We start from the raw sequence: 16,261 nt of genomic DNA on the forward strand, positions 1-16,261 counted from the left end.
AATCAGGTGTGCCGGGGACCGGGGCGACGTACCGTTCCTCCCCATGATCACCTCTGATTCCGCCGCGGACCTTCCTCCGCGCCTCGGCAGCCTCGTCTTCCACGGTCCCCTCTCCGAGGCCCGCGCCACCCGCATGATCGAGCGGCTCGCCGCCACCGGGCCGGCCGACGCGCTCGACATCGGCTGCGGCTGGGGCGAGTTGCTCCTCCGCCTCCTGGAGGCGGTGCCCGACGCCACCGGCACCGGGATCGACATCAACTCCGAGGACCTGGAGCGCGGCCGGGAGCTCGCCGGAGAGCGCGGCCTGGCCGACCGGGTGGCGTTCGTCGAGGAGTCGGCGCGCGGCACCGACCGGGGCCCCGTCGACGCCGTCCTCTGTCTCGGCTCCAGCCAGGCCCTCTGCGACCCCGACCTGCCGCACGACCCGGCCGCCGCCCTGCGCGAACTGCGTCGGCTGGTCCGGCCCGGCGGACGGGTCGTGCTCGGCGAGGGCTTCTGGGAGCGCACGCCCACCGACGCGGAACTCGCCGGGATGTGGCCCGACGCGACCACCGGGGACCACACCTCGCTCGGTGCGCTCGTCGACCTCGCGATCGACGCGGGCTTCCGGCCCGCCTGGATCGAGACGGCGACCCGGGAGGAATGGGAGGAGTTCGAGTCCGGCTACCGCTACGACACCGAGGTCTGGCTCGCCGCCCACCCCGACCACCCGCGCGCCGCCGAGACGCGCGAGCGGGTCGACCGGCAGCGTGCGAGCTGGCTGAACGGCTACCGCGGTGTCCTCGGCATCGCCTACCTCACGCTCGTCGCGGTGGCCTGAGCCTCACCGCCGGGCGGCCCTCACCACTGCCGCCCCCGCCGGAGCCCGGCACGGCCCGGCTGCGACAGGTGCGGCACCCGGAAGCGCTCGCCCTCGTCGGCGGGGGCTTCCGGGCCCGCCCACAGGGTGAACGCCAGCAGTTCCCACTGGTGCGGGTCCACCGCCAGGGCGGACGCGACCACCCCGTCCCGCCGCGCCTCGCGCGCGTGCCGGGCGACGGCCTCCGTCACGGCCTCGCCGGGCGCCACCGCCTCCCCGAGCGGGGTCCTGCGGCGCGTCGCCGCGCCCGGGACCACGGCGGCCGCCGGCCCCTCCTCGTACGACACTCCCGTCCACTGCCGCACCACCGGCCGGCCGAAGTCGCGCACGATGCCCTGGAAACCGGGGCCCCAGAGGAAGGAGTTCATGCCCTCCGCGGTGTTCCAGAGGTAGAACGGCGCGTACTGGTTCACGGGCGAGCCGGACTCCCGCTCCCGGACCAGATAGGCCTTCAGGCCGAGCCCGGGGAAGTCGTCGAGCAGATGGCCCCGGGTCGCCACCCGGTCGTGGACGATCTCCATGTCGTAGTCGGCCGGCAGGGTGATCTCGTACTGCATCGCGTGCACGGTGAGACTCCTTCTCTCGGGGTCCGCGTGGCTCACGCGGAAGGGGCGAGCAGGGCGAGCAGCCCGCGTACGGCGCTGTCGAAGGGCGCCCGCGAACCCGTCGCACGGGCCAGCACGTAACCGCCCTGGACGGTCGCGAGCACCGAGGCGGCGATCTCGTCCGGGTCGAGGGCGGGGCTGAACTCCCCGCTGTCGACGCCCTCCCGGACCACCTCCGCGAGCCGCCCGCGCACCCGCCCGAGCACCTCCTCCACCGGGGCGCGCAGCCCGGGGTCCGCGATCACCTCCGGGTCCATGGTCAGCCGCCCCACCGGGCAGCCGCGCAGGACGTCGCGCTCGCGGAGCAGGTACGCCTCCACGCGGGCGTACGCCGAGCCCCCGCCGCCCAGGACCGCTTCGGCCGCGGCACCCAGCTCCTCCGCCGAGCGCCGGATGGCGGCGAGCGCCAGGTCCTGCTTGCCGGCGAAGTGGTGGTACATGCTGCCCTGGCCCGCTCCCGCCGCCTGCTGGACGGCCTTGGGGCTGGTGCCCACATAGCCCCGTTCCCACAGCAGCTCACGGGTCGCCTCGATCAGCCGCTCGGACGCGTTCATGCTCATGAGCGCACTGTACATACCAGTAGGTACAGAACGGAAGCAGGTCCCGCGCGCCGGCGTACTCCCCGGGGCGTACGCCGGAAGCCGCTGCCCGTACGACGACCCGGACCCCCTCCCGGAGCGACGCTCGAACCACGGACAACACCGCACCCCAGCGGAGGAGCTGAACCACCATGAACACACTCGCCCACGCCGGCCCCGGCCCGTGGATCCTCTTCTTCCCCCTCGTCTGGGCGGCCGTCGTCATCGCGGTCGTCACCGTCGCCCGTCGCGCCGGATGGCGCCGCGGACGCGGCTTCGGCCCGGGCTTCGGCCCCGGCGCCCGCCGCGACGGCGGACCGGACGAGAACTCGCCCATCGCCCTGCTCGGCCACCGGTTCGCTGCCGGGGAGATCGACGAGGACGAGTACTGGCGGCGCCTGAGCGTCCTGGAGGAGCAGTTCGGCCGCAGCGCGGACCCGAAGGGACGCCGGACATGACCGCGCCCGCCCCGCTCCCCGCGGCCCGCGTCGTCGACGCCGTCAAGGTCTACGGGCGCGGCGACACCGAGGTCAGGGCCCTCGACGGGGTGAGCGTCGGCTTCCCCGCCGGCCGCTTCACCGCCGTCATGGGCCCGTCCGGCTCCGGCAAGTCCACCCTCATGCACTGCGCCGCCGGACTCGACACCCTCACCTCCGGCGCCGCGCTCGTCGGCGACACCGACCTCTCCAGCCTCGACGACCGGCGCCTGACCCGGCTGCGCCGGGACCGGATCGGCTTCGTCTTCCAGGCCTTCAACCTGCTGCCGACCCTCACCGTCGCCGAGAACATCACCCTCCGGCTCGACCTCGCCGGGCACCCCGTCGACCGCGAGCGCTTCGACCGGCTCGTCGACACCGTCGGCCTGCGCGACCGCCTCCACCACCGGCCGGGCGAGCTCTCCGGCGGGCAGCAGCAACGGGTCGCCGTCGCCCGGGCCTTCGCCGGCGACCCCGACGTCGTCTTCGCGGACGAACCCACCGGCAACCTCGACTCGCGCTCCGGCGAGGAGGTCCTGCGCCTGCTCGGCCGCACGGTCCGCGACACCGGCCGCACGGTCGTCATGGTCACCCACGACCCCGTCGCCGCCGCCCACGCCGACGAGGTGGTCTTCCTCGCGGACGGCAGGCTCGTCGACCGCATGACCGGCCCCACGGCCGACCGCGTCCTCGACCGCATGAAGGCCTTCGACACGGGCATCACGACGGTCCCCGGAGGCACCCCATGAACACCCCCGCCACCCTCCGCCTCGCCCGCTCCTCCCTCCGCGCGCACCGGCGCCGCTTCCTCGGCACCTTCGCCGCCGTCCTCCTGGGCGTCGCCTTCCTCACCGGCACCCTCGTCATGGGCGACACCCTCCGGGCGAGCTTCGACTCGATGTTCACCAGCGCCACCCGCGGCACCGACGCCGTCGTCCGCAGCTCCACCACCGTGACCGCCCCCGGCGAGGGCCAGGGAACCAGGGGCCCCGTCGACGCGGCCCTCGCCGATCGGCTCGCCACCCTGCCCCGGGTCGCCGCCGCCGCGCCCCGCATCGAGGGCGCGGGCCAGCTCCTCACCGCCGACGGCACCCCCGTCGGCGGCAAGGGTCCGCCCACCCTGGCGGGCAACTGGATCGAGGACCCCGCCCTCAACCCGTACCGCCTCGCGGAAGGCCACGCGCCGCACGCCCCCGGCGAGGTCGTCGTCAACCGGGGCGCGGCGAAGACGGCCGGTCTCGCCGTCGGCGACACGACGGTCCTGCGCACCCCCGACCCGGTGAAGGTCACCGTCGTGGGCCTGGCCACCTTCGGCGGCGCCGACGGCATGGGGCAGGTCACCTGGACCGGCCTCACCCGCGCCGACGCGGAGAAGCACCTGACCGCCCGGCCCGGCGAGGCGACCAGCATCGCCGTACGGGCGGGTCCCGGCGTCTCGCAGGAGGAACTCGTCGCCGCGCTCACGCCCGCGCTGCCCGACGGTGTCGAGGCGATCACCGGACAGCAGGCCGCCGAGGAGAACACCCAGATGGTCTCCGGACGCTTCCTGGACCTCTTCACCACCTTCCTGCTGGTCTTCAGCGGGGTCGCCGTCCTCGTCTCCGTCTTCACCATCCACAACACCTTCGCGGTCCTCGTCGCCCAGCGCACCCGCGAGAACGCCCTGCTCCGCGCCATCGGCGCCGCACGCCGCCAGATCGTCACCGGCACGCTCGCCGAGGCGCTCGCCGTCGGACTCCTCGCCTCCCTCGCCGGACTCCTCACCGGGATCGGCGTGGCCGCCGGACTCCAGGCGCTGTTCCCCGCGATCGGCTTCCCCTTCCCCGAGGGCGACCTCGTCGTCACCGGCACCTCCCTCCTGCTGCCGCTCGGCGTCGGGCTCGCCGTCTGCGCCGGTTCGGCGCTCCTGCCGGCCGTACGGGCCGGACGCACGGCCCCGCTGGCCGCGCTCCGCGAGACCGACGTGGACGCCTCGGGCACCTCGCGCCGACGCGCCCTGACCGGCGGCGCCCTGCTCGCGACCGCCGTCGGCACGGTCCTGGCCGGGGTGCTGGGCACCCCGTCGCTGTGGCTCGCCTCCCTCGGGGCCGGTCTCGCCGTCGCCGCCTTCGTGGTCCTCGGACCGGTCGCCGCCACGCTCGCCGTACGGGTGCTCGGCCGGCCGCTGCGCGGCACCAACCGCGGCCTCGCCCGGCGCAACGCCCTGCGCAGCCCCGGCCGTACGGCCGCGACCGCCACCGCCCTGATGATCGGCGTCGCCGTCGTCACCCTCTTCACGGTCTTCGGCGCCTCGCTGAAGGCGACCATGGACCGCACGGTCGACCGTTCCTTCGCCGGGGACGTGGCCATCGGCACGCCCTCGTTCGGCGCGGGCGGCAGCGGGCTCAGCCCCCGCCTCGCCCCGGCCGTCGCCGCGCTGCCCGAGGTCGACACCGCCGTCGGCCTGGGGCGGGGCGTCGCGGAGGTGGACGGCAGGGGCCGCGCGCTCACCGTCACCGACCCGGCCGCGCTCGCCCGCACGCTGGACCTGGGGGAGGTACAGGGCTCCCTCACCGGACTCGGTACGGACGGGATCGCCGTCGCCGCCGACGAGGCCGCCGACTCGGGCCTGGCGCCGGGCCGGACCGCCGTGCTGACCTTCACCGACGGCAGCCGCCACACCTTCACGGTCCGCGCGGTCTACCAGCGCGCCGACCTCGCCGGGGACTACCTCGTCACCCGGGCGGCCTGGGCCCCGCACCGCACCCAGGACGCCGACCGGCTCGTCGCCGTGTCCTTCCGGGACGGCGTCGGTGCCAAGCAGGGCAAGGCCGCCGTGACCGAGGTCGCCGACCGGTACGGCCACCCGGAGGTGCAGACCCGGGAGGAGTACGCGGCGGCCTCGGCGGGCGGCATCGACATGATGCTCACCCTGATCTACGCGCTCCTCGCGCTCGCGGTCCTCATCGCGCTGCTCGGCATCGCGAACACGCTGACCCTCTCCGTCCACGAACGCACCCGCGAACTGGGCCTGTTGCGGGCCGTCGGGCAGACCCGGACACAGCTGCGGGCGATGGTCCGCTGGGAGTCGGTACTCGTCGCCGCATTCGGCACGGTCGGCGGTCTCGCACTCGGCGCCTTCCTCGGCTGGGCCCTCGTGCGCGCCACGGACGGCTCGGGCGGCAGCGCCCTCGCGTTCGCCGTGCCCGTGGTGCGGCTCGCGGCCGTCGCCCTGGTCGGACTGGTGGCGGGGGCCTTGGCGGCCTGGCGCCCGGCCCGCCGGGCGGCCCGGCTGGAGATCCTCCGGGCGATCGCCACGGAGTGACCGCCCAAAGCCCCGCCGGCCCCGTCAGCCCGCCCGGCCCGCCAGGACCGGGCCGGCCAGCGACGGGGCGGGCACCGCTTCGGCCGGAGCGCTGAGCGGGACACCGGGGAGCCGGCTGTAGCCGAGGCCCGCGAGCGGCAGGTCCGCCGCGGCGGAGCTCACGGCGTGCGCGGACTCCTCGACGGGGCCGCCGAGGGGCGGCGCCGTGAGCGTGAACCACACGACCTTGCCGTCCGCCCCGCACGGCCGGATGCCCCAGCTCTCGCTGAGCGCGCGGACGATGCCGAGACCCCGTCCGGAGGTGGCGAGCGCGTCGAGGTCGTCCACCGGGCCGAAGGCGTCCAGGGGACGCACCTCGGGGATCCGGGGATCGTGGTCACGGACCGAGACGGTGAGCCGGTCGAGCAGCAGCTCGAGCTCCACCGTGCAGTCCTTGTCCGGCCGGGCGTGACGGTGCACGTTCGTCAGAAGTTCCGTCACGCCGAGGACGGCCTGGTCGACCAGGGCGTCCAGCTGCCAATGTCGGAGGTGGGCGGAGATGATGCGGCGGACCTGTCCGATCCGCGACGGCAGGGCCTGAAGCTCCACCGCGTAGTACCTGCTCGGCTCGCTGATCACGGCTGCGACTCCCCGAAGTGGTCCGGAAGAAGACGAAGATTCGGATCCGTCAATGCGGTACAGAAGGGGCGGTGACCCGATCGCAGCGTCACCACCGCTGAACCCTCAGTGAGGTGGGTTCCAGCCTGGACCAGCCGTGACCGCCCCGCAACTCGCCGCGAGCCGTCGCAGCTCAGGACCGTCCGGCCGCCCTCCGCAGCGCCGCGAGGAAGCGCCCCGAGGTCTGCGCCCCGCCGTCCCGGCCGGGGTCGCGGTCCTGGAGCGTCAGCCGGTACCGCGTGCCGTTCACGGTCGCCACCGTCTCGTCCGACTTCGCGAACCACGGGCGCCCCGCCCGCACCGCCGAGACCGGAGCGCTGTCGATCTCGCTGCCGTAACTCGTGAGGAGCGCGAGGCGCCCGTCCTCGATCCGCACCTCTCCCGCCCGCGTCAGCGAGCGCGGCCAGCGCGCGATCCGTACGCCCCTGGCGCTGAACTCGGGATTCGCCATGTCGATCCGCCCCTTTCACCCGGTTGCCCCACTCAGTGTGCCGGGCCGTCGCCGCGCGCACCAGTAGCCCTTCCGGGGGGCTTCCCGGACGGGTCCACAAGGCAGGCCTATGGATCGTCAAAGGGAACGTTTGCCCAGGTGAGAGCGGTATTGTCGGTGCTGGGGGAGTCCATCGGGGACACATGAGGAGAGGGACGGATGAGCACCACCCACGAGAGTGCGACCGCCGCGGCGGCCACCGTCGACGTCGACCGCAGCGACCCGGCGTACCGGGCCTGGCTGAAGGAGGCCGTGCGGAAGGTCCAGGCCGACGCCAACCGCTCCGCCGACACCCATCTGCTGCGCTTCCCCCTCCCCGAGAAGTGGGGCATCGACCTCTACCTGAAGGACGAGTCGACGCACCCGACGGGCAGCCTCAAGCACCGCCTCGCCCGCTCCCTCTTCCTGTACGGGCTCTGCAACGGCTGGATCCGGCCCGGAAAGCCCGTCATCGAGGCGTCCAGCGGCTCGACGGCCGTCTCCGAGGCGTACTTCGCGAAGCTCATCGGCGTCCCCTTCATCGCCGTCATGCCCCGCACGACCAGCCCCGAGAAGTGCCGGCTCATCGAATTCCACGGCGGACAGTGCCACTTCGTCGACGACTCGCGCACGATGTACGAGGAGGCCGCGGCCCTCGCCGAGCGCACCGGCGGCCACTACATGGACCAGTTCACCTACGCGGAGCGCGCCACCGACTGGCGCGGCAACAACAACATCGCCGAGTCGATGTACCAGCAGCTGAAGCTGGAGCGGTACCCCGAACCGGCCTGGATCGTCGCCACCGCCGGGACCGGCGGCACCTCGGCGACCATCGCCCGCTACGTCCACTACCTCCAGCACGACACCCGGATCTGTGTCGCCGACCCGGAGAACTCGTGCTTCTTCGACGGCTGGACGCACCACGACCCGCACGCCACCTCCGACTGCGGCTCGCGCATCGAGGGCATCGGCCGCCCCCGCATGGAGCCCAGCTTCGTGCCGGGCGCGGTCGACCGCATGATGAAGGTCCCCGACGCGGCGAGCGTCGCCGCCGTCCGCGCCCTGGAGACGGCGATCGGCCGCAAGGCGGGCGGTTCCACCGGCACCGGTCTGTGGAGCGCCTTCAAGATCGTGGCCGAGATGGTCGCCCACGACCGCACCGGCAGCGTGGTCACCCTGATCTGCGACGGCGGCGAGCGCTACCTCGACAAGTACTACTCCGACGACTGGCTGGCCGCGCAGGGCCTGGACATCGCCCCGTACTCCGCCGCCATCGAGCGGTTCCTCACGACGGGGGCATGGCCGGAGTGAGCCGCCGGTCCAGCCGACGGGCGGCGTCCCGGAAGGAGTAGCCGACTCCCGGCGCCGCGAGGCGCAGCGCGAGCCGGAACGGGGCGGAGCCGTCGGCGGCCATCGTCCAGCGCAGCCGGGTGCCCGTGCCGGCGGGGGAGAGGCTCCACTCCTCCGCCATGGCGGTCACACCGGGGGCGTTCGTGACGTCCACCCGGTACGCGTAGCGGAGGCCGGGCTCCGACGCCAGGATCGTCTCGTCGAACGCGATCCCGCCGCGCAGCCGCACGCTCCGCCCCGCGCCGTCGCCCGTCGGCACGGCCGACACCACGGCGCTGAACCAGGACGGCAGGCTCCCCACCTCCACGGCCACCGACCGGTAGACGGCCGGGGGCGGCGCGGCGAGGGTCGCGACGAAGACGAGACGGACGGGCGCGGAGACGGTGAAGTCGAGCTCCACGGGGCGCAGTCGGCGGGGCATGGGTCCTCCCGGGGCGCGAATGGATGGAGCACGATAGCTGACACCTCGTCAACATCCCAGGGGCTGGGCCTGCGGGGCCCGAGCCCACGCGCCCGCGCCGACGGGCCCTTGCGCCCGCGGGGCCTGCGTCCCGGTCCGGGCCCGCCATCTGCGCGGGCCCGCGCCCCGGTTGGTTTGCGCCTCGCGGTGTGGGCGGGCCTCCGGCCACGCCCCGTGTGGGCAATCGTCCCGCTGGGGCGGGACGGGTGGGCACACGGGACGGCGCCCCTTAGCGGCGCCTCCGCGTTCCGTGCCCTGGCCCGCACCACAAAGGTGCCGTTACCTGCGGTGCGGGTTCAGGCCCAGGAGCCTCCCGCGCCGGCAAGGGCGCCGTTCCGTTGTGCCCACCCTCCCCCAAGCTCTCGGCTTCGCTCGAGCAGGGGGGACCCCCATCGCCCCTTGCGGAACGCCTGCCCACAACGGTGGGGCGCCGCCCACAACAGGGCCGGCGGGCGCGCCGCCCCGGCGGGCCACCCCTCACCGCCCCCGCAGCAGCCCGTCCAGTGCTCGGCCGAAGAGGGCGCGGCCCGTCGCCGCCAGCAGTGGGTCCAGGGCGCGCGGCACGCCCCGCAGCGTCAGCTCCTCCGTCCAGTACACCCGGGAGCCGCCCTCCGCCCCCGTCACCTCGATCCGCGCCCACCCCCGCACGACCCTCCCCGACTTCTCCAGGCGGCAGACGCCGGGCCGGCCGGCCGACGGGGGTTCCCAGCGCACGACCTCCATCGGGTCGTCGAAGGACAGCCGCCCGATGCCCGTCCGCGCGGTGAACCGCGTCCCCGCGCCGTTCGGCCCCGGCGTCAGGACCCGCGTCCGGGTCAGCGGCACCTGACGGCCGTGCGCCCGCCAGTCGGTGAGCCGGAGCCACACCTCCTCCGGCGCCAGCGGCACGGTCCGCTCGACGAGGATGAGGCTCACGCCTGCTCCTCGCCCGGCACCACGAGACCCGGCAGGTGCTCCGCGACCTCGGTGCGTACCCCGTCGGGCAGGCCGCGGTCCGTCACCCAGGTGTCGACCTCGTCGAGCGAGGCGAAGGAACTCAGTCCCACCGTGCCCCACTTGGTGTGGTCGGCGACGACCACGACCCGCCGCGCCGAGCGCATCAGGCACCGGTTGGTCTCGGCCTCCGCCAGGTTCGGCGTCGAGAGCCCGGCCTCCGCGGACACCCCGTGCACGCCGAGGAAGAGCAGGTCGAAGTGGAGCGAGCGGATCGCCCGGTCGGCGACCGGCCCGACGAGCGCGTCGGACGGCGTGCGGACCCCGCCGGTCAGGACGACCGTCGCCGCCCCGCGCCGCGACTCGCCCCCGGCGCCGGTCTGCTGCGCCTCGTGGAACACGTCGGCGACCCGCACCGAGTTGGTCACCACGGTGAGGTCCGGCACGTCGAGCAGGTGGCGGGCGAGCGCGTAGGTCGTCGTGCCGCCGGACAGGGCGATCGCCGTGCCCGGCGCGACGAGCGCCGCCGCCGTCCGGGCGATCTCGTCCTTGGCGCTCGGCTCCAGCACCGACTTCGCCTCGAAGCCGGGCTCGTGGGTGCTCGCCTCGACCACCGGAACGGCCCCGCCGTGGACCTTGGCGACCATGCCCTGCCGGGCCAGCGCGTCCAGGTCGCGGCGGATCGTCATGTCCGAGACGTTCAGACGGCGGGTCAGTTCGTTGACCCGCACGCCGCCACGCCGCCGTACCTCGTCGAGGATCAGGGCACGCCGCTGCTCCGCGAGGAGGTTCTGGTTGTCAGTCACCGCCGGGGCCGGTCCTTCCGCAGGAGACAAGGGGATGATTGTCGGATTCGGTGAGAGTCCGTGCGCGGCCGCACGGCTTTCCGGGATCCTGTTTGCCGACGACGCATCTTCCCACTCCGAGAGGAAGTCGCCTCAGTGTCCCCTGCCACACCCGCCCCGGAGAGCGGGGGCGCGGCGCTCGAACTCCTCGTCCACGGAGTCGGCGGAGCCACCCCCCAGGACATGCTCGACGACCCCAGGACCGTCCGCGTCACCGGCGACCGGACCGCCGCGATGTACCGGCGCGGCGAGGACCTCGACGCCGAGGACCACCCCGAGCGGTACGCGGCACGCCCCGTCCCGGAGGCGTACTGCTGGTCCAACCTGACCTCCGGGGACGGCGCCCGGGCCCTGTGGCTGCTGCTCCTGCCCTTCATGGTGGCCAATCTGGCGCACTGGATGCGGCCGCCCTCCCAAGGCAGGCCGGGGCTCGTGCGGCTCTACGGCGTCCTCGTCCGGCTCGTCGCCCTCACCCTCACCGTGCTCCTGACCGCCGCCGCCTGCGAGGTCGCGCTCGACCTGACGGCCTGGCAGTGCGCCGCCACCACCGCCTGCACCGACCGGTACTCCTGGCTCGGGTTCCTCTCCGCCGGGCGCGGCGGCTGGTGGTCCGTGCCCGGCCGCCGCCTCGCCCTGGCCGCCGTCGTGCCGACCGTGCTCGTGGGCCTGCTCTGGTACCTCTCCAACCGGACCTGGAGCGCGTACGAGGCACAGCGCCCGCCCACGGGATACGACGTGCCCGTCGCGGAGCCCCCGGCCGACACGGAGGCCGCGGACGCCGCCGACCCCGCCGGTCCCGTCGAGCTCCGGCCCGCGCTCGGCCGCCCCGGCTTCTGGTACGGCCGCCGGCTCGTCGCCCGCCTCCGCGCCGCCCACACCGCCGCCGGGTTCCTCACCGTCGCCGCCGCCCTCGTCACGGCGACCGCCCGCCACGACGCCGGCCTCCCCGGCCCCCGTACGGTGCTCGGCTGGGGGCTGCGGGGCGCCGTCGCGTTCCTCGCCCTCGTCGTGCTCTGGGTCGTCTGCCGGCGCGGCCGCAGCGAGCGCCGCCTCGACTGGCGCGTCGAACGGGCGCTCGTCTCCTGGCTGCCCGCCGCGTCCCTGCTCCTGCTGGCGCTCGCCGCCCTGCACGCCGGCTGGGCGCGCCCCGGCTGGACCTCCAGCGGGACCCTTCCGGGCGACGCCGTCTTCGGCGCGCTCACCCTCGCCCAGGGCGGTCTCGTCGTCGTCCTCGGGGTCGTCGCCCTGCTCCTCCAGCGCCCCCGCAGAGACCCCCGCACCGCGCTGCGCGGACTCGGCGGGCCCGCCGTCGCCATGCTCGCCTGCGCGCTCGGCGGCGTCATGTCCGGAGGCGTGGCACAGCGGGTCGCCGACTGGCTCGACGGCCCCGCCACCCCCGGCATGGGCGATCACAGCGGTCCCCGGATCGGCCCGCCGGTGCTCCTCAGCTGGCAGGCCTCGGTCATCCCGCTCCTGCTCCTGCTGCTCCTCGTGCCGGCCGCCCTCCTCGCCGTACGCACCGCCCTCGACGCCCGGCGCCTGCGCTCCGCCGTCGAGGCCGACTACGACGCCGCCGCCGAGCGCGACCCCGTCCGTACGGGACAGATCGCGGCCGACCGGGCCCGCGCCTCCCTCACCGACTCCGCGCCCGTCCTCGTCGGCGTGGTCTCGGGCGCGACGCTGCTGCTCGGGGCCGCGTCCGTCGCCGGTGCCTGGGCCAGCGGGAACGTGCCCGGCCGCGCCTTCGACGGGGCCCATCCCGCGATCGCCTCCCTGGCCTCCGTCACCCAGGCCCTCGGCTCCTGGATGATCGGCCTGGGCTTCCTGCTCTTCGTCACCTGGGGCCGGCGCGCCTACAAGGACGCCTCCGCCCGCCGCACCATCGGCATCCTCTGGGACGTGGGCACGTTCTGGCCCCGGGCCGCCCACCCGTTCGCCCCGCCCTGCTACGCCGAGCGCGCCGTCCCCGACCTCACCTGGCGGATGAGCTCCTGGACCCGGGCCACCGGCGGGCGGCTCGTCATCTCGGGCCACTCCCAGGGCAGCGTGCTGGCGGCGGCCGCCGTCTGGCAGCTGCTGCCCGCGACCCGGAGCAGGGTCGCGCTGCTCACGTACGGCTCACCCCTGGAGCGGCTCTACGGCCGCTGGTTCCCCGCCTACTTCGGCCCCGAGGCACTGCGCGGCCTGAACCGCACGGTGCACTGCTGGAGCAACCTGTACCGCGCCACCGACCCGATCGGCGGCCCCGTCCGGGTGCCCGCCGAGGACGGCAGACCGGCCGTCGACGCGGCGGTGCTCCTCGACCCCGTCGCGTACGGCCGGACCCGCGCGCACCCGCTGCCCGAACCGATCCTGGGCCACTCCGACTACCAGGCCGACCCGGCGTTCGCGCGGTGCCGCTCGAAGCTCCTCGACCGGCTGCCGCCCGCCCTGCCCCGGCAGCGGGCCGCGGACGAGGGGGCGGATCAGGGCAGCTCGGGAAGGTCCTCCGGATAGAGCAGCGTCAGGTCGTCCGTGCTCGCCTCGGCGAGCGCGGCGACCCGGCCCGCGTGCCGCTCCACCATGGACTCGAAGGTCTGCCGCGCCGTGCGTCCGTTGCCGAACGCCGGACCCTTCGGCAGCTTCTCGAAGTACGCGAGGAGGGCCTCGTCCGTGCCCGGGGTGAGCCGGTACTCGTGCTCGTCCGCCTGCTGGCCGACGATCCGCAGCAGTTCCTCCGGCGCGTAGTCGCCGAAGGAGATGGTCCGCGAGAAGCGGGAGGCCACGCCCGGGTTGACGGTGAGGAAGCGCTCCATCTCGGCGGTGTACCCGGCGACGATGACGACCACCGCGTCCCGGTGGTCCTCCATCAGCTTCACGAGCGTGTCGATCGCCTCGCGGCCGAAGTCCCGCCCGGAGTCCTCGGGCGACAGGGCGTAGGCCTCGTCGACGAAGAGCACCCCGCCCCGCGCCCGGTCGAAGGCCTCCTGCGTGCGGATCGCCGTCGAGCCGATGTGCTCGCCGACCAGGTCCACCCGGGAGACCTCGACCAGGTGCCCGCGCTCCAGGACCCCGAGCGAGGCCAGGATCTCGCCGTAGAGCCGGGCGACGGTCGTCTTGCCGGTGCCCGGGTTCCCGGTGAAGACCAGGTGGCGGCGGACGGAGGCCGCCTTCAGGCCCGCCTCCTGGCGCCTGCGCCCCACCTCGATCATGTTGGTGAGGGTCCGGACCTCCAGCTTGACGCTCTCCAGACCCACCAGGGCGTCCAGTTCGCCGAGCACGTCCTGCGAGGAGCGGGCCTCCGGCGCGGGCTCCGGCACGGCCGGGGCGGCGGCCGGGACCGGCTCGCGCGCCGTGGGCACCGTGCCGAGCAGACCCGGGGACTGCGTGGCCGTCAGGACGGTTCCGCCGTCGGGCACGGAGGAGCGGACCGCGCTCTCGTCGCTGGTGCAGTCCTCGGCGCTCGCGCCCTCCTCGGGGAACTCGTACCCGCCGCGCGCGCACCGCTCCGTGCGGCACTTGCGCAGGATCGTGCGGCAGCCGTCCGTGACGTGGAAGCCGTATCCGCCGCTGCCCGTCACCCGGCAGCCGTGGAAGGAGCCGCGGCCCTCCGCCGACACGTAGAACCCGGCCTCGGCGGGCGAGGTGACCACGCACCGGTCGATCGTGGGATCGGCGCCCTTGGTCACGATGACGCCGGTCTGCACGGAGTCGATCGTGCAGCCGCCGAGGGTGCCGCCGCTGCCGTGGTCCCGGAACCAGGCGCCCGTGGAGGCCTCCCTGATCCGGCAGTCGTCGAGCTGGGCGGTGGCCCCGTCGCTCACGGACACCGCCGTGTTCCGCACCTGGGTCAGATCGCTGTCGACGACGTCCACGCGCGAGCCCCGGTCGAGGACGAACAGCGCGTCCGGGACGTCGTGCACGCGGCAGGCGTCGAGGACCGCGGTCGCGCCGTCGCTCACCCACACCGCCGGATAGTCGCCCGTGCTGTCGTGGATCTCGCACTGGTTGGCGTCCACCCGCGTCCCCGGATCCCACACCGAGAGGCCGTTGCGCCCGAAGCGGCGGACCGTCGACCGGGTCAGCGTGAGGACGGAGCGCGAGCGCAGGTCGACCGCGTTCTCCGGGACGTCGTGGATGTCGCAGTCCGAGAGCGTCAGGACCGCGTCCGTGTCGAGCGTGATGCCGTCCGCCGAGGTGCGGTGCACCGAGGAGTCGGTGAGGTGGGCGGTGGCGCGGGCCGCGATCTGGAGTCCGGCGCCCTTGATCTCGTACACCTCGCAGCCGACGCCCTCCAGGCCGGTGCCCTCGCCGGTCACGGCGATCCCCGCGCCGGAGGCGTGGTGCACCCGGCAGCGCTCCAGGCGCGGATGCGCCCCGCCGCGCACCGAGACCCCGGCCTGCCCGGCGGAGACGACCTCGCACTCCTCGAACACCCCGCCCGCGCCGTCGAGCACGGCGATGCCGACCCCGGCCGGATTGTCGACGGTGCAGCGGCGGACCGTCGGGCGGGCGGCGCCCCGGACCTCGATCCCGGCGGCCGAGCGGGTCATGATCCGCAGGTCGAGCAGTTCGGGGGTGCCGTCCTCGACGAGCAGGGCGGGCGCGGCCACGTCCTGCCCCTCGATGTGCAGGTCCTGGACGACGACGGAGGCCCGCAGGGTCAGCGGGACCCCGTCCGGGGGCGCGATCCGCACCGAGCCGACCCCGCCCTCGGGGCCCCGCAGGGTGATGGCGCGCCGGACCACCAGATTCTCCCGGTAGGTGCCGGGCGCGACGGTGAGGACGTCCCCGTCGCCGGCGGCCTCCAGCGCGGCGGCGAGAGAGGGGTACTCACCCGTGCGGCGCCGCCACCGCGATGTGCCGGTGTGCGTCACCTGGACCGTGCCCTGTGCCATGGGTGTGTCCTGCCCCCGCCTCATGCCTCGCCGCTGATCCGATGCCCCACCGTAGCGCGCGCGGCGCCCCCGGGTTGACGGGTCGGCGGCCCGCACCCGCGCCGGACGCCCGGCGGTGCCGGACACGCGTCACCGCCGGTCCCGGGTGGTCCGGAGCGGTCGAACCCGGTCGCGGAGCGGTCTCACCCGAACGTGGTCCGGCGGGCGTGCCGGGCTCAGCTGCCCGTGCCCGTACGGCCCCAGTCGGGACCCGCCGCGGCCCACGCCCGGTCCAGGCGCGCGTACCGCAGCAGCACCAGTCTCCGTACGGCGAGACGGCGGACCAGCTCCACCAGCACGCCGGCCAGGAGCCCGGCGGTCACACCGGCGACCACCGCGTGCGCCCGCGCCGCCGCCTCCCCCAGGGGAGGGCCCACCGGCCGCCCGTCCCGGTCCGTCCAGAGCCGGAACGAGGAGCCGGGCGCGGAGTGCCGCCGGGCGGTCGCCACCGTCCCCGTGCGGGCCGACCCGTCCGGCGCCGTCCAGCGGGCCACCACGGAGCGCCGCAGCCGCTCCTCGCCGGCCGTCTCGACGGACCGGGGGCCGCTCACCGGGCCGTCGGCGAGCCGCACCACCCGGGCCGTCGTCGGCAGCCGCTGCTCCTGCTGGGTGCGGACCGCGCGCGACAGCGAGCCGTAGGCGGAGGTGCCGGCCGCCCAGCCGGTCAGGGGCACCGCGAGGCAGAGCAGGACGGCCGCCGCGAAGGCGACCCACGCCTCGACGAGATCGGTGGTCCGGCGCAGGGGATTGTGCCGCCAGCGCCAGAGTCCGGTGGCTGCGCGCACGTGTGGACCCCCTCGTCGTCAACG

At 75.1% G+C, this 16,261-nt stretch carries 15 protein-coding genes; 6 read left to right on the forward strand and 9 right to left on the reverse strand.

What is annotated here, in order from left to right:
• Window positions 1-43 precede the first annotated feature (43 nt).
• Window positions 44-820 carry an SAM-dependent methyltransferase gene (locus ACFYXU_RS13815; RefSeq protein WP_389409028.1) on the forward strand — a complete coding sequence of 259 codons (777 nt, stop codon included), beginning with the start codon at window positions 44-46 and terminating at the stop codon, window positions 818-820.
• Between the two features lie 20 nt (window positions 821-840).
• Here the strand turns inward: ACFYXU_RS13815 and ACFYXU_RS13820 are convergent, their stop codons facing one another.
• Window positions 841-1,425 (reverse strand): DUF4865 family protein, encoded by a 585-nt coding sequence (locus ACFYXU_RS13820; RefSeq protein WP_389409029.1) that lies wholly within the window; start codon window positions 1,423-1,425, stop codon window positions 841-843.
• Between the two features lie 32 nt (window positions 1,426-1,457).
• Window positions 1,458-2,039 (reverse strand): TetR/AcrR family transcriptional regulator, encoded by a 582-nt coding sequence (locus tag ACFYXU_RS13825; protein WP_329849597.1) that lies wholly within the window; start codon window positions 2,037-2,039, stop codon window positions 1,458-1,460.
• A gap of 155 nt (window positions 2,040-2,194) precedes the next feature.
• Here ACFYXU_RS13825 and ACFYXU_RS13830 point away from each other — a divergent pair, with 155 nt between their 5' ends.
• From ACFYXU_RS13830 to ACFYXU_RS13840, 3 genes are read left to right on the forward strand one after another with little or no spacing between them, the layout of a single operon-like run.
• Window positions 2,195-2,500, forward strand: coding sequence for an SHOCT domain-containing protein (locus tag ACFYXU_RS13830; RefSeq protein WP_376511257.1), 306 nt, complete (start codon window positions 2,195-2,197; stop codon window positions 2,498-2,500).
• Window positions 2,497-3,267: an ABC transporter ATP-binding protein gene (locus ACFYXU_RS13835; RefSeq protein WP_389409030.1), complete on the forward strand. Its 771-nt coding sequence runs from the start codon at window positions 2,497-2,499 to the stop codon at window positions 3,265-3,267. Before ACFYXU_RS13830 ends, ACFYXU_RS13835 begins: the two co-directional genes overlap by 4 nt.
• Complete coding sequence (locus ACFYXU_RS13840) at window positions 3,264-5,822, forward strand: ABC transporter permease (protein ID WP_389457749.1); 2,559 nt, start codon at window positions 3,264-3,266, stop codon at window positions 5,820-5,822. The genes ACFYXU_RS13835 and ACFYXU_RS13840 overlap by 4 nt, the downstream gene beginning before the upstream one ends.
• Before the next feature lie 24 nt (window positions 5,823-5,846).
• On the opposite strand, the gene ACFYXU_RS13845 is transcribed toward ACFYXU_RS13840, so the two are convergent.
• Together ACFYXU_RS13845 and ACFYXU_RS13850 are read right to left on the reverse strand one after the other, a co-directional pair.
• Window positions 5,847-6,440 carry an ATP-binding protein gene (locus tag ACFYXU_RS13845; protein WP_376511251.1) on the reverse strand — a complete coding sequence of 198 codons (594 nt, stop codon included), beginning with the start codon at window positions 6,438-6,440 and terminating at the stop codon, window positions 5,847-5,849.
• A gap of 172 nt (window positions 6,441-6,612) precedes the next feature.
• Window positions 6,613-6,930 carry a hypothetical protein gene (locus ACFYXU_RS13850; protein WP_329849589.1) on the reverse strand — a complete coding sequence of 106 codons (318 nt, stop codon included), beginning with the start codon at window positions 6,928-6,930 and terminating at the stop codon, window positions 6,613-6,615.
• Between the two features lie 198 nt (window positions 6,931-7,128).
• On the opposite strand from ACFYXU_RS13850, the gene ACFYXU_RS13855 reads away from it, so the two are divergent.
• A complete protein-coding gene (locus ACFYXU_RS13855) occupies window positions 7,129-8,259 on the forward strand; it encodes a PLP-dependent cysteine synthase family protein (protein WP_376511249.1) in 1,131 nt (376 codons plus the stop codon).
• Here the strand turns inward: ACFYXU_RS13855 and ACFYXU_RS13860 are convergent.
• From ACFYXU_RS13860 to ACFYXU_RS13870, 3 genes are all read right to left on the reverse strand, one after another.
• On the reverse strand, window positions 8,234-8,719 hold the full coding sequence (locus ACFYXU_RS13860; RefSeq protein ID WP_389457751.1) for an SRPBCC family protein: 486 nt from the start codon (window positions 8,717-8,719) through the stop codon (window positions 8,234-8,236). The two genes, ACFYXU_RS13855 and ACFYXU_RS13860, sit on opposite strands and share 26 nt — an antisense overlap.
• Window positions 8,720-9,235: 516 nt before the next feature.
• The gene (locus tag ACFYXU_RS13865; protein ID WP_389409033.1) at window positions 9,236-9,673 is read right to left on the reverse strand and encodes an SRPBCC family protein; all 438 of its coding nucleotides are present in this window, start codon (window positions 9,671-9,673) and stop codon (window positions 9,236-9,238) included.
• On the reverse strand, window positions 9,670-10,497 hold the full coding sequence (locus ACFYXU_RS13870; protein WP_329849583.1) for a DeoR/GlpR family DNA-binding transcription regulator: 828 nt from the start codon (window positions 10,495-10,497) through the stop codon (window positions 9,670-9,672). The genes ACFYXU_RS13865 and ACFYXU_RS13870 overlap by 4 nt, the downstream gene beginning before the upstream one ends.
• Before the next feature lie 135 nt (window positions 10,498-10,632).
• Here ACFYXU_RS13870 and ACFYXU_RS13875 point away from each other — a divergent pair, with 135 nt between their 5' ends.
• Window positions 10,633-13,032, forward strand: a complete 2,400-nt coding sequence (locus ACFYXU_RS13875; RefSeq protein ID WP_376511243.1) for a hypothetical protein — start codon at window positions 10,633-10,635, stop codon at window positions 13,030-13,032.
• Here the strand turns inward: ACFYXU_RS13875 and ACFYXU_RS13880 are convergent.
• Together ACFYXU_RS13880 and ACFYXU_RS13885 are read right to left on the reverse strand one after the other, a co-directional pair.
• Entirely contained in the window at window positions 13,002-15,413 is a 2,412-nt protein-coding gene (locus tag ACFYXU_RS13880; protein WP_376511241.1) for a right-handed parallel beta-helix repeat-containing protein, read from the reverse strand. The genes ACFYXU_RS13875 and ACFYXU_RS13880 overlap by 31 nt on opposite strands.
• 215 nt (window positions 15,414-15,628) lie before the next feature.
• Entirely contained in the window at window positions 15,629-16,237 is a 609-nt protein-coding gene (locus tag ACFYXU_RS13885) for a hypothetical protein (protein ID WP_376511240.1), read from the reverse strand.
• Window positions 16,238-16,261: the final 24 nt, after the last annotated feature.

It is taken from the genome of Streptomyces sp. NPDC002232, assembly GCF_042890295.1.
Classification (GTDB): Bacteria; Actinomycetota; Actinomycetes; order Streptomycetales; family Streptomycetaceae; genus Streptomyces.

Bases quoted from the DNA above. Each gene is read 5' to 3' on its own strand.
- ACFYXU_RS13815 (WP_389409028.1), top strand. From the start codon at position 44: ATGATCACCTCTGATTCCGCCGCGGACCTTCCTCCGCGCCTCGGCAGC.
- ACFYXU_RS13825 (WP_329849597.1), bottom strand. From the start codon at position 2,039: ATGTACAGTGCGCTCATGAGCATGAACGCGTCCGAGCGGCTGATCGAG.
- ACFYXU_RS13830 (WP_376511257.1), top strand. From the start codon at position 2,195: ATGAACACACTCGCCCACGCCGGCCCCGGCCCGTGGATCCTCTTCTTC.
- ACFYXU_RS13835 (WP_389409030.1), top strand. From the start codon at position 2,497: ATGACCGCGCCCGCCCCGCTCCCCGCGGCCCGCGTCGTCGACGCCGTC.
- ACFYXU_RS13840 (WP_389457749.1), top strand. From the start codon at position 3,264: ATGAACACCCCCGCCACCCTCCGCCTCGCCCGCTCCTCCCTCCGCGCG.
- ACFYXU_RS13850 (WP_329849589.1), bottom strand. From the start codon at position 6,930: ATGGCGAATCCCGAGTTCAGCGCCAGGGGCGTACGGATCGCGCGCTGG.
- ACFYXU_RS13855 (WP_376511249.1), top strand. From the start codon at position 7,129: ATGAGCACCACCCACGAGAGTGCGACCGCCGCGGCGGCCACCGTCGAC.
- ACFYXU_RS13860 (WP_389457751.1), bottom strand. From the start codon at position 8,719: ATGCCCCGCCGACTGCGCCCCGTGGAGCTCGACTTCACCGTCTCCGCG.
- ACFYXU_RS13880 (WP_376511241.1), bottom strand. From the start codon at position 15,413: ATGGCACAGGGCACGGTCCAGGTGACGCACACCGGCACATCGCGGTGG.